Raw genomic sequence first — 12333 nt, 5'->3', positions numbered from 1 at the left:
GTGCGTCCCCCGGTGCGCGGGTCCCCGGCATTGCCTGGTCGGGGACCCGCCGTCGGCCATGCGCGCGGTTCCCGCGCGATCGAGCGAACGGAAGGGCCATGAAGGTCACAGTCGAGCGGGCGGCTCTCCTGAAGTCGCTCGGCCATGTCCATCGCGTCGTCGAGCGGCGCAACACCATTCCGATCCTGTCGAACGTTCTCTTGCGCGGCGAGGCGGGCAGCCTGCGCCTGAAGGCGACGGACCTCGACCTGGAGGTGACCGAGACGCTGCCGGCGGACGTCGAGACGGCGGGCTCGACCACCGTCCCCGCGCACGTCATCTATGACATCGTGCGCAAGCTGCCGGACGGGGCGCAGGTGTCGCTGGAGACGGCCGGCGACGCCACCCAGATGCTGATCCGCTCGGGCCGCTCGCGCTTCACCCTGCAGGCACTGCCCGAGAGCGACTTCCCCGATCTCGCCGCCGGCGAGCTGCCGCACCGCTTCGCCGTGCAGGCGGGCGAGCTGAAGCGTCTCATCGACAAGACGCAGTTCGCCATTTCCACCGAGGAGACGCGCTACTACCTCAACGGCATCTACCTCCACACCCTCGACGTGGAGGGGCGCACGGTGCTGCGGGCGGTCGCGACCGACGGCCACCGGCTCGCGCGCGTCGAGACCGAGGCGCCGGCGGGCGCCGGCGGCATGCCGGGCATCATCGTGCCGCGCAAGGCCGTGGCCGAGGTGCAGAAGCTGCTCGAGGACGGCGAGACGGAGGTGACGGTCGAGCTGTCGCCGACCAAGATCCGCCTGACGATCGGCGCCATCGTGCTCACCTCGAAGCTGATCGACGGCACCTTCCCCGACTATCAGCGCGTCATTCCGGCAGGCAACGACAAGCAGCTCGTCGTCGACAAGCCGCAGTTCGCCGCGGCCGTCGACCGCGTGTCGACCATCTCTTCCGAGCGCGGCCGGGCGGTGAAGCTCGCCCTCGCCGACGGGCGGCTGACGCTCTCCGTCACCAATCCCGACTCGGGCAGCGCCACGGAGGAGCTCGAGGTCGACTACGACGCCCCGCCGCTCGATATCGGCTTCAACGCCCGTTATCTCCTCGACATCACCGCCCAGCTCGACGGCGACACGGCCCTGTTCAAGCTCGCCGATCCGGGCTCGCCGACGCTGGTGCAGGACCGCGAAGGCGCGCCGGCGCTCTATGTGCTGATGCCGATGCGGGTGTGAGCCCGCCCATGCTCGCCGGGGGCGCCGAAGCCCGGCTTCGGTCCCGCGGGAGGCCGACCTCGAGGGCCGGTTCCGCGCAGGGAGCGGCGCTCAGATCTGGTAGAGGAAGAAGCCGCCGATGCCGACGACGGCGAAAGCCGCACCGATGAGCTTGGTAAGGCCCGTCATCAGGGCGCATTCGCGACGCGTGGCGCGCTCCTCATAGGACCGGCTCGACGACGGTTCCGGCGCAAGACCCCCGTCCGCGACGGGGCGCCGGGCGAGATCCGCGTCCGGCAACCGGTCCGCCGACTCCTCGGCGTTGAAGGCGATGAGGAGCCCCATGAGCCCGACGATGCCGAGCCCGAGGAAGCCGAGGAGACCGACCATGGTGGCCGCGATGACGCAGAAGCCGGCCATGACCGCCGAGGCGACGATGGTCAGGATCACCGATCCGTCGATGCGCATGGTGGTTGACCTTCCTGCCCCCTGCGCTCAAGACGCAGGCAGCATAGCATCAGGCGCCGGGGACGCGTGAGAAGGACCTGGAGCATGCTGCCGGGAAGCGCGTCCCACTCCTGCGGGCATCATGCTCAAGATATTGATATTGGTGAACTTTCCTGCAATTGGGGGCCACCCGATTGCAGGTTGATCGGGCGCCAGCCCCTCGACGGCCCGATGAGCGCCCGCGGACGAGCCGCATGAGCGAGCCGCTTCCCCCCTCGGCCGGCACGGCGCCGGCGCCCGGCCACGCGCCCCGCGTCAGGCGCCTGATGCTGGCGGATTTCCGCAGCTACGCGGCGCTCGACCTCGCCGTCGACACGCGGCTCGTGGCGCTCGCCGGCGAGAACGGGGCGGGCAAGACCAATCTCCTCGAGGCCCTGTCTCTCTTCACGCCCGGCCGTGGCCTGCGCCGGGCCGATCTCGCGGAGATGGCGCGGCTCGGCGGCAGCGGCGGCTTCGCCGCATCCATCACCCTCGACGGTGCCTATGGCGGGACGCGACTCGGCACCGGCCTCGACCCCCCGGCGCCGGGTGCGCCCGCGAGCCGCAAGTGCCGCATCGACGGCGTGCCGGTGGGCTCGGCTGCGGCCTTCGCCGAGCACCTCCGCCTCGTCTGGCTGACGCCGGCGCTCGACGGCCTGTTCACCGGCCCGCCGGGGGACCGGCGGCGCTTCCTCGACCGGCTGGTGCTCGCGGTCGACGCCGAGCACGGCGGGCGCGTCGGCGCCTTCGAGCGGGCGGTGCGCTCGCGCAACCGGCTGCTCGAGGAGGGGGCACCCGACCGCGGCTGGCTCGACGCCGTGGAGCGCGAGATCGCCGAGCTCGGCATCGCCGTCGCCGCCGCCCGGCGCGAGACGGTGACGCGGCTCGATGCGCTGATCGCCGCCACGCGCGACGACGCCTCCCCCTTCCCCTGGGCCAGCGTGGAACTCGCCGGCGAGATCGAGGACATCGTCGCCGCGCTCCCCGCCGTCGAGGCCGAGGACCGCTATCGCGCCCTGCTGCGCGACAACCGCGCGCGCGACCGAGCCGCCGGCCGCACCCTGATCGGCCCGCAGGCGAGCGACCTCGTCGTGCACCACGGGCCGAAGACCGCAGCCGCCGCGCGCTGCTCGACGGGCGAGCAGAAGGCGCTTCTCGTCGGGCTTGTGCTCGCCCATGCGCGCCTCGTCGCGGCCATGAGCGGCATCGCGCCGCTCGTGCTCCTCGACGAGATCGCCGCCCATCTGGACCGGCGGCGGCGCGCCGCGCTCTTCGTGGCGCTCGACAAGCTCGGCTCCCAGGTCTGGATGACGGGCGCCGACGCCCAGCTCTTCGCGGACTTGCCGGCATCTGCTATGACCCTGCACGTCACGCCGGGGCGCGTCGAGCCCTTCGTCCAAGGCCCCTTCGTCCAAGGCTAGGAGAGCTGTCATGGATCTCGCCGGGCTCGTCGTCTTCGCCGGAGCCTTGTTCGTCGCCGCCGCCTCGCCAGGACCAGGCGTGGTGGCCATTGTCGCGCGCGTTCTCGGCAGGGGGCGCGAGGGGGCCATCGCCTTCGCCGCGGGTGTCGCCGTCGGCGACGTCGTCTGGCTCACCTTCGCCGTGCTCGGCCTCGCCGTCCTGGCGCAGACCTTCCACGCCGTCTTTCTCGTCATCAGATATGCCGGCGCGGCCTATCTCCTGTGGCTTGCCTGGGAGCTGTGGTCCGCGCCGGCCGAGCGGCAGGCGATCGCGGGCGAGAGCCGGCGGGAGCACCCGGTCAGGCTCTTCCTCGCCGGGCTCGCGCTGACCCTCGGCAACCCGAAGGTCGTGGTCTTCTACGTGGCGCTCCTGCCCAACATCCTCGACCTCGGGCGCGTCACGCCGCTCGGCTATGCGGAGCTCGTCGTCGTCACGGAACTCGTGCTCGCCCTCGTGTTCGCGGGCTACATGCTGCTCGCCGAGCGCGCCCGGAGCCTCGTCGCGAGCCCGCGCGCCATGCGCATCGTCAACCGTGCCACGGGCGGGGTCATGGCGGGAGCGGCTGTCGCGGTGGCGACACGCTGACGCGTTTCGTCCGCGATGCCCTCCCTCGCCAGGGCCCGCGCCGCCCTGAAGCGCGTCTTCGGCTACGACGACTTCCGTCCCGGCCAGGGCGAGGTGATCGCGACCGTCCTCGCCGGGGAGGATGTCTTCGCCGTCATGCCGACCGGCAGCGGCAAGTCCATGTGCTACCAGCTTCCGGCCGTGGTCGACGGCGGCCTGACCGTGGTGGTCTCCCCTCTCATCGCCCTGATGCGCGACCAGGTGCGGCAGCTCGAAGGGCTCGGCATCGCCGCCGCGACGCTCAATTCCGCCAATGACGAGACCGAGGGCCGCGAGGCCTGGCAGCGGCTCGTGCGCGGTGATCTCGCCCTGCTCTTCGTCTCGCCCGAGCGCCTCGTCGGCGACGGGCTCGTGGCGCGGCTCAGCGAGGCGGGGGTGCGCCGGCTCGCCATCGACGAGGCGCATTGCATGTCGCAATGGGGCCACGACTTCCGCCCGGAATATCGACAGCTCGGGCGGGTGCGCGAGGCGCTCGGCGGGCCGCAGGTCGTCGCCCTGACGGCGACCGCCGACCGGGCTACGCGCGCGGACGTCGCCGCCGGGCTCTTCGCGCGCGCGCCGCGCGTCTTCGTGCACAGCTTCGACCGCCCGAACCTCAACCTCCGATTCGCACCAAAGGACAGGCCGCGCCGGCAGATCGAGGATTTCCTGCGCGGCCGCCGCGGCGTGAGCGGCATCGTCTATGCCGCCTCCCGCAGCCGCACGGAGCGTCTGGCCGAGGCCCTCGCCGCCGAAGGCCATCGCGCCCTGCCCTATCACGCCGGGCTCGACCAGGGCCTGCGCAGCCGCCATCAGGACGTCTTCCTGCAGGAGGACGGCGTCGTCATGGTGGCCACGGTCGCCTTCGGCATGGGCATCAACAAGCCGGACGTGCGCTTCGTCGTCCATGCCGACATGCCGGGCAGCGTCGAGGCCTATTACCAGGAGATCGGCCGGGCCGGGCGCGACGGCCTGCCCGCCGACACGCTGACGCTCTACGGCCTCGACGACATGGCCCTGCGCCGTCGGCAGATCGACGACAAGGACATCGACGCCGAGCGCCGCCGCATCGAGCATCGGCGGCTCGACGCCATGATCGACCTCGCCGAGGCCGCGACCTGCCGGCGTCAGGCCGTCCTCGCCTATTTCGGCGAGGAGCGGGGACCCTGCGGGCGGTGCGACCTGTGCAGGAGCGAGGCGAAGCTCTACGACGCCACGATCGACGCGCAGAAGGTGCTCTCCGCCGTCGTGCGCACCGGCGAGCGCTTCGGCGCCCGGCATGTCGCCGATCTCCTGCGCGGCGAAGCGACGGAAGCCATCCGCCGCCACGGCCACGACCGGCTGAAGACCTTCGGCGCGGGGGCCGGGCGCAGCCGCAGCGCCTGGATCACCACGACCCGGCAGCTCTTCGCCGCCGGCGCGCTCGCGGCGGCGAGCGACGAGCACGGCGGCTTCCGCCTGACGCCGCGCGGCGAAGCCATCCTCTTCGGCCGGGAGCGCATCAGCCTGCGCAGCCCCGAGGAGAGCGCGCCGCGTCCGCGCGGTGCGCGGCGGGCCGAGCGCGAAGGCTCCGCCGACGGCCTCGACCCGGCGACGCGGGCGCTCTTCGAGCACCTGCGCGCCTTGCGGCTCGCCATCGCCCGGGATGAGGGCGTGGCGGCCTATATGATCTTTCCCGATCGAACACTGATCGACATGGCCCGGCTCAAGCCGCGCACGCTCACCGCGCTGCGTGAGGCGCAGGGGGTGGGCGAGCGCAAGCTCGCGCGCTACGGTACCGTCTTCCTGCAGGCGATCGCCGCCTTTCCGCCGCCGTAATGCGACGGCGCGCCTCTCTCGCGCACACGCGCGCGTGTGCTAGACGTGCGCGCGTGAGTGCGACCCACTAGATTAAGCTCACGAATCGATCCCGGCGCGCCGTCCGGCGCCGATGAAGGAAATCCCATGTCCCTGCCCGCCCGCGACTCCAATCCCGACACCTACGGCGCCGAATCGATCAAGGTGCTCAAGGGTCTCGATGCGGTGCGCAAGCGCCCGGGCATGTACATCGGCGACACCGACGACGGCTCGGGCCTGCACCATATGGTCTACGAGGTCGTCGACAACGCCATCGACGAGGCGCTGGCCGGCCACGCCACCGAGGTCACCGTCACGCTCAATGCCGACGGCTCCTGCACGGTCACCGACAACGGCCGCGGCATCCCGACCGACCTGCATCCGGAGGAGGGCGTGTCGGCGGCGGAGGTCATCATGACCCAGCTCCACGCCGGCGGTAAGTTTGACCAGAATTCCTACAAGGTCTCCGGCGGCCTGCACGGGGTCGGCGTGTCCGTCGTCAACGCCCTCTCCACCTGGCTGCGCCTGCGCATCTGGCGCGCCGGCAACGAGCATTTCATGGAGTTCCGGCACGGCGACGCGGTGGCGCCGCTCGCCGTCGTGGGCGATGCCGGCGGCAGGCGCGGCACGGAAGTGACCTTCCTGCCGAGCCCGGAAACCTTCTCGCTGACCGAATTCGACTACGGCACGCTGGAGCACCGCCTGCGCGAGCTCGCCTTCCTGAACTCGGGCGTGCGCATCGTCCTCACCGACAACCGCCATGCCGAGCGGCGTCAGGAGGAGATGCGCTACGAAGGCGGCGTGGAGGCCTTCGTGCGCTATCTCGACCGCACCAAGACGCCGCTCATCGCCAAGCCCATCGTGCTCAGGAACGAGAAGGACGGCATTGGCGTCGAGGTTGCCCTGTGGTGGAACGACTCCTACCACGAGAACGTGCTCTGCTTCACGAACAACATCCCGCAGCGTGACGGCGGCACGCATCTCGCCGGCTTCCGCGCCGCCCTCACCCGGCAGGTGACCGGCTATGCCGAAGCCTCCGGCATCTCGAAGAAGGAGAAGGTCTCGCTGACCGGCGACGACTGCCGCGAGGGTCTGACGGCGATCGTCTCAGTGAAGGTGCCGGACCCGAAGTTCTCCTCGCAGACCAAGGACAAGCTCGTCTCCTCCGAGGTGCGGCCCGTCGTCGAGAGCGTCGTCAACGAGGCGCTGTCGATCTGGCTCGAGGAGAACCCCGGTGACGCCAAGACGCTCGTCGGCAAGGTGGTCGAGGCCGCCGCCGCCCGCGAAGCGGCGCGCAAGGCGCGCGAGCTCACGCGCCGCAAGGGCGCGCTCGACATGGCTTCTCTCCCCGGCAAGCTCGCCGACTGCCAGGAGCGCGACCCGGCCAAGGCCGAGCTCTTCATCGTCGAGGGCGATTCGGCCGGCGGCTCGGCCAAGCAGGGCCGCAACCGCGAGTTCCAGGCTGTGCTGCCGCTGCGCGGCAAGATCCTCAATGTCGAGCGCGCGCGTTTCGACAAGATGCTGTCGAGCGAGCAGATCGGCACGCTGATCACGGCGCTCGGCACCGGCATCGGCCGCGACGACTTCTCCATCGACAAGCTGCGCTACCACAAGATCATCATCATGACCGACGCGGACGTGGACGGCAGCCACATCCGCACGCTCCTGCTCACTTTCTTCTTCCGCCAGATGCACGAGATCATCGAGCGCGGGCATCTCTTCATCGCGCAGCCGCCGCTCTACAAGGTGACGCGCGGCAAGTCGCAGCAGTATCTGAAGGACGAGCGGGCGCTGGAGGACTACCTCATCGAGGGCGGCACGGACGGCTCCGTGCTGCGGCTTGCAGGCGGCGAGGAGCGGGCCGGAGCCGACCTGAAGGCCCTCGTCGAGGAGGCGCGCCTCGTGCGCCACGTGCTCGGGGCCCTGCACACGCGCTACGACCGCGCCATCGTCGAGCAGGCAGCGATCGCCGGCGCGCTGCGGCCCGAGACGGCGGATGATCCCGAGGCCGCCGCCGTCGCGGCAGCCTCGGTGGCCGAACGTCTCGACGCCATCGCCGAGGAGACCGAACGCGGCTGGCAGGGCCGCGCCGAGGCAGGCGGCTACGTCTTCACGCGCACCGTGCGCGGCGTGAAGCAGGTGGCCACCCTTGATGCGGCGCTGATCGCCTCCTCTGAGGCGCGGCGGCTCGACGAGCGGGCGCCGAGCCTCCAGGAGGTCTACGGCAAGCCCGCCATTCTGGCACGCAAGAGCGAGGAAACGGCGATCGCCGGGCCCGTCACGCTCTTCGAGGCGGTGACCGCCGCGGGTCGCAAGGGCATCCAGCTGCAGCGCTACAAGGGCCTCGGCGAGATGAACCCCGATCAGCTCTGGGAGACGACCCTCGACCGCGACAACCGCTCGCTCCTGCAGGTGAAGGTGAAGGAGGTCGACGAGGCCGACGACATCTTCGTCAAGCTGATGGGCGACACCGTCGAGCCGCGGCGCGAGTTCATCCAGGACAACGCGCTGAGCGTCGCGAACCTCGACGTATAGCCGGCGAATCGTCTCGCGCTTCGCCCCTCTTCGTCGCGCACACGCAGGGCGGCAATGCGGCCATCCGCCTTGCCAAGGCCGCGCGCTCGCCGATATCCGTTGCGGGAACGCTGCGAGCCGGGCGGCCGCAGGGACGCCGCCCGCGCAGGCGGCGCAGGGGGGGGGAGACAGACGATGCGGGACTTCTTTCAGCCCGGCCGCGGGCCGGTCCTTGCGCGCGAGGCGGCCGTGGCCACCTCGCATCCGCTGGCGACCGCCGCCGGCCTCGAGATCCTGGCGCTCGGGGGCAATGCCGTCGATGCCGCCATCGCCGCCGTCGCCGTGCAGTGTGTGGTCGAGCCCCACATGACGGGCATCGCCGGCGACTGCTTCGTGCTCTACGCGCCCGCCGGCCAGGACGTGATCGCGCTCAACGGCAGCGGCCGCGCGCCGGCGGCGGCGAGCGTCGCCCGGCTCCGGGACCTCGGCCTCACCGAGATTGCCCGCACGAGCCCGCACGCCGTCACCGTGCCGGGCGCCGTCGCCGCCTGGGCGAAGCTGCACCGCGACCACGGTCGCCTGCCGTTCGAGCGTCTCTTCGCGCGCGCCATCGCCTATGCCGAGGACGGCTATCCGGTGACGCCGCGCGTCGCGCGCGATTGGGCCGAGGAGGCGCCCCTCCTGGCGCAGGATGCGGGCGCGAGGGCCGCCTACCTGCCCGACGGCCGGGCGCCGAAGGCCGGCGAGCGGCACGCCCAGCCCAGGCTCGGGGCGCGGCTGCGCGAGATCGCCCGCGAGGGCGCCGACGCCTTCTATCTCGGCCCCACGGCGGAATCGCTCGTGCGCTTCCTCAACGGCCTCGGCGGCCTGCACACGCTCGACGACTTCGCCGCGGCGCTCGACGGCGCCGATTACGTCACGCCGATCAGGACGCGCTACCGCGGCTACGACGTCTACGAATGCCCGCCCAACGGCCAGGGCCTCGCAACCCTGATGATCCTCAACATCCTGAGCGGCTTCGACCTCTCCGACACCCTGTCGCCGGCCGACCGCGCCCATCTGCATGCGGAAGCGACCAAGCTCGCCTATCACCACCGCGACGCCCTGATCGCCGATCCGGCACATCTGCCCTTCCCCGTCGAGGCGCTCCTGTCCGACGAGGTGGCGGCCACGCTGCGCGCCCGCATCGACCCGACGAAGGCGCGCCCCGCCACGCTGTGGAACGAGGCGGAACACAGGGACACGGTCTATCTGTGCGTCGTCGACCGTGACGGCAACGCCGTCTCCTTCATCAACTCGATCTTCCACGCCTTCGGCTCGACGCGGCTCGACCCGGAGACGGGCATCGTCCTTCACAGCCGCGGCTCGTCCTTCCGCCTGATCGAGGGGCATCCGAACGCCATCGGCCCGCGCAAGCGGCCGATGCACACGATCATCCCCGGCATGCTGCGCAAGGACGGGCGGACGGTGGCGCCCTTCGGCGTCATGGGCGGCCACTACCAGGCCGCCGGCCAGGCGGCCTTCCTGTCGGGCGTGCTCGACCGCGGCCTCAACGTGCAAGCCGCCATCGACGCGCCGCGCTCCTTCGCCTTCGACGGCGTGCTGGAGGTGGAACCCGCGCTCGGCGAGGAGACGATCGCCGCGCTCGCCGCGCGCGGCCATGCCATCAAGCGCCGCACGGTGCCATTGGGCGGCGGTCAGGCGATCTGGATCGACCACGGGCGGGGTGCCCTGTGGGGCGCCTCCGACCGGCGCAAGGACGGCTGCGCGCTCGGCTTCTGAGCGCCCGTCGGCCGCCCTCGCGTGGCGGACCCTCGATCTCAACGGGGCTTGCGCAGCAGGCGGTAGGCGAGGCGGGCGGCGACGCGAGCCGTCTGATCGTCGCGGTCCAAGGCGGGATTGAATTCCGCGATGTCGGCGAGTGCGAGCTTGCCCGAGGCGAGGATCTCGTCGACGAGATCCTCGATGATCTCGAGCGCCACACCCCGCGCCGCCGGTGCCGAGACACCGGGGGCGACCGCCTGCGACAGCACGTCGAGGTCGATGGAGAGATAGACCGCGTCCGCCGCGATGAGCCGCTGGGTCAGCGCCGCCCCCAGGTGGGCCGCGTCGCTCGCGCGCATTTCCTCGTCGAGCCAGTATTCGACGCCGAGGGCGCGTGCCCGCTCGAAGAGCGCCGTCGTATTGGCGAGTTCGCTGATGCCGAAGCAGAGGTAGCGGAAGTCTGCGCCCCGGCTCGCGCAGAACTCCGCCATCTGGCGGAAGGGCGTGCCGGAGTTGGGCCGCGGCGCGAGGCGCAGGTCGAAATGCGCGTCGAGATTGACGACGAGCAGGCGCGTCCCGGCAAAGCGCTCGCCGAGGTGGTTGGCGAGGCCGAGGAAGCTGCCGTACGCCACCTCGTGGCCGCCGCCGAGCACGACGGGCCGCAGCCCGCGGCCCATGAGCCCGGCAAGTGCCTCGGCGAGGCGCGCCTGCGCACCTTCGAGATCGCCGTCCGTGCAGGCGACGTCACCGGCGTCGTAGAGGGGCGCCTCGTCGTGCACCGGCAGGCGCTCGAGCACGCGGCGGATGGCGAGCGGACCGGCCGCGGCGCCGACGCGGCCGTGGTTGCGGCGCACGCCCTCGTCGCTCGCGAAACCGATGATCGCGGCTGCTCCCGAAGCGTCGGCTGTCAGCGGCCGCAGCACGTCCTTGACGCGCAGCACGCAGCCGTCCTCGCCCCGGTCGCTCGGCAGGCCAGCGACCGGAGCGGCAAGACCATCGAAGGGCACGGGTGTCAGTCTCGCGCGATGACCGCCTGGAGGAAGGAGCGGGTGCGCGGGTTGCGCGGCGCGCCGAAGATCTGCTCGGGCGGCCCCTCCTCGATGATGCGCCCGCCGTCCATGACCATGACGACGTCGGCGACCTCGCGGGCAAATCCCATCTCGTGCGTGACGACGATCATGGTCATGCCCTCCCTGGCAAGGCCCTTCATCACCTGCAGGACTTCGCCGACGAGCTCCGGATCAAGGGCGGAGGTCGGCTCGTCGAAGAGCATGACGCGCGGCTGCATGGCGAGCGCACGGGCAATCGCCACACGCTGCTTCTGGCCGCCGGAGAGCGTCGCCGGATAGGCCTCCGCCTTCTGCGCGAGCCCCACCTTGCCAAGCAGATCGCGTGCCAGCGCCTCGGCCTCGGCCCGCGGCATCCGGCGCAGGCTGCGCGGCCCGACGCTGACGTTGTCGAGCACCGTGAGGTGCGGGAACAGGTTGAACGACTGGAACACCATGCCGACCTGCATGCGCAGGGCGTTGAGCTCCCGCTCCGGGATGAGCGTGCCGTTCCTGACGAGATCGGTGCCGCAGACGGTGAGCGTGCCGTCCTCGGGCACCTCGAGGGCGTTGCAGCAGCGCAAGAGCGTGCTTTTGCCCGAGCCGGAGGGACCGATGACGACGACGACCTGCGACGGCGCCACCGAGAAGGAGACCTCGTGCAGCACGCGGTGCGCGCCGAAGCTCTTCACGAGGTCGCGGGCGGCGACGATGGGTGCGGCAGCGGTCATTGCACCACTCCTCCGGCGCGCAGGCGCAGCTCCGCCCGCTGCAGCAGGAAGCCCGTGAGGCTCGTGAGCATGAGGTAGACGAAGGCGACCGCGAGATAGACCTCGAGCGAGCGGTAGGAGATCGAGATGATCTTCTGCCCCTCGTGCATCAGGTCGGCGATGGTGAGCAGCGAGACGAGGGCCGAGTTCTTGATGAGGGCGATGAACTCGTTGCCGAGCGGCGGGATCATGCGCACCACCGCCTGGGGCAGGATGATGATGCGCATCGCCTTGCCGTGCGACATGCCGAGCGAGCGTGCCGCCTCCATCTGCCCGCGATCGATCGACTGGATGGCGCCGCGCACGATCTCCGACACATAGGCGCCGGAGTAGATGCCGAGGCCGAGCACGCCGCAGACGAAGGCCGGCAGCAGGATGTTGAACTGCGGCAGGCCGAAGAACAGCAGGAAAAGCTGCACGAGCAGCGGCGTGCCGCGGATGAAGGTGACGTAGCCCGTCGCCACGCCGTAGACGAGCTTGCGGCGCGGATCGAGCCGGGCGATGCCGACGAGGAGGCCGAGGATGCAGCCGAGGAGAAGCGAGGCGCTCGTCACCTCGATGGTGACGAGAGCGCCGTAGGCCAACTCGCGCCAGCCCTGCCAGACGGGGGTGAAGTCGAGATTCATCCGGGACACGCTCGCTTTGCTGGAGCCGTTG

10 protein-coding genes are annotated in these 12333 nt (G+C 71.2%); 6 read left to right on the top strand and 4 right to left on the bottom strand.

All coding sequences use genetic code 11. The annotated features are described in order from the left end of the window. Positions 1 to 98: 98 nt before the first annotated feature. The gene (gene dnaN / locus QNA08_RS11500; RefSeq protein WP_283740851.1) at positions 99 to 1217 is read left to right on the top strand and encodes a DNA polymerase III subunit beta; all 1119 of its coding nucleotides are present in this window, start codon (positions 99 to 101) and stop codon (positions 1215 to 1217) included. Positions 1218 to 1307: 90 nt separating this feature from the next. On the opposite strand, the gene QNA08_RS11495 is transcribed toward dnaN, so the two are convergent. After that, positions 1308 to 1664: a hypothetical protein gene (locus tag QNA08_RS11495; RefSeq protein ID WP_283740850.1), complete on the bottom strand. Its 357-nt coding sequence runs from the start codon at positions 1662 to 1664 to the stop codon at positions 1308 to 1310. A 233-nt stretch (positions 1665 to 1897) separates the two neighbouring features. Between QNA08_RS11495 and recF the strand changes: the two genes are divergently transcribed. The 5 genes from recF (at position 1898) to QNA08_RS11470 (ending at position 9878) form a co-directional block, all read left to right on the top strand. Then, on the top strand, positions 1898 to 3103 hold the full coding sequence (gene recF / locus QNA08_RS11490) for a DNA replication/repair protein RecF (protein WP_283740849.1): 1206 nt from the start codon (positions 1898 to 1900) through the stop codon (positions 3101 to 3103). Between the two features lie 10 nt (positions 3104 to 3113). Further along, the gene (locus QNA08_RS11485; RefSeq protein ID WP_283740848.1) at positions 3114 to 3728 is read left to right on the top strand and encodes a LysE family translocator; all 615 of its coding nucleotides are present in this window, start codon (positions 3114 to 3116) and stop codon (positions 3726 to 3728) included. Between the two features lie 15 nt (positions 3729 to 3743). Then, positions 3744 to 5564, top strand: a complete 1821-nt coding sequence (recQ, locus tag QNA08_RS11480; protein ID WP_283740847.1) for a DNA helicase RecQ — start codon at positions 3744 to 3746, stop codon at positions 5562 to 5564. Between the two features lie 126 nt (positions 5565 to 5690). Next, positions 5691 to 8117: a DNA topoisomerase (ATP-hydrolyzing) subunit B gene (gyrB, locus tag QNA08_RS11475; RefSeq protein WP_283740846.1), complete on the top strand. Its 2427-nt coding sequence runs from the start codon at positions 5691 to 5693 to the stop codon at positions 8115 to 8117. Between the two features lie 174 nt (positions 8118 to 8291). Beyond that, a complete protein-coding gene (locus tag QNA08_RS11470) occupies positions 8292 to 9878 on the top strand; it encodes a gamma-glutamyltransferase family protein (protein ID WP_283740845.1) in 1587 nt (528 codons plus the stop codon). 38 nt (positions 9879 to 9916) lie between these two features. On the opposite strand, the gene hutG is transcribed toward QNA08_RS11470, so the two are convergent. The 3 genes from hutG to QNA08_RS11455 are packed head-to-tail and all read right to left on the bottom strand — an operon-like array spanning position 9917 to position 12302. Next, a complete protein-coding gene (gene hutG / locus QNA08_RS11465; protein WP_283740844.1) occupies positions 9917 to 10867 on the bottom strand; it encodes a formimidoylglutamase in 951 nt (316 codons plus the stop codon). 5 nt (positions 10868 to 10872) lie between these two features. Further along, positions 10873 to 11637, bottom strand: a complete 765-nt coding sequence (locus tag QNA08_RS11460) for an amino acid ABC transporter ATP-binding protein (RefSeq protein ID WP_283740843.1) — start codon at positions 11635 to 11637, stop codon at positions 10873 to 10875. Continuing rightward, complete coding sequence (locus QNA08_RS11455; protein ID WP_283740842.1) at positions 11634 to 12302, bottom strand: amino acid ABC transporter permease; 669 nt, start codon at positions 12300 to 12302, stop codon at positions 11634 to 11636. Before QNA08_RS11455 ends, QNA08_RS11460 begins: the two co-directional genes overlap by 4 nt. Positions 12303 to 12333 lie beyond the last annotated feature (31 nt).

The sequence above is a fragment of the Chelatococcus albus genome (genome assembly GCF_030067675.1).
Lineage (GTDB): Bacteria > Pseudomonadota > Alphaproteobacteria > Rhizobiales > Beijerinckiaceae > Chelatococcus_A > Chelatococcus_A albus.
This window is presented reverse-complemented; position numbering and strand designations above follow the sequence as displayed.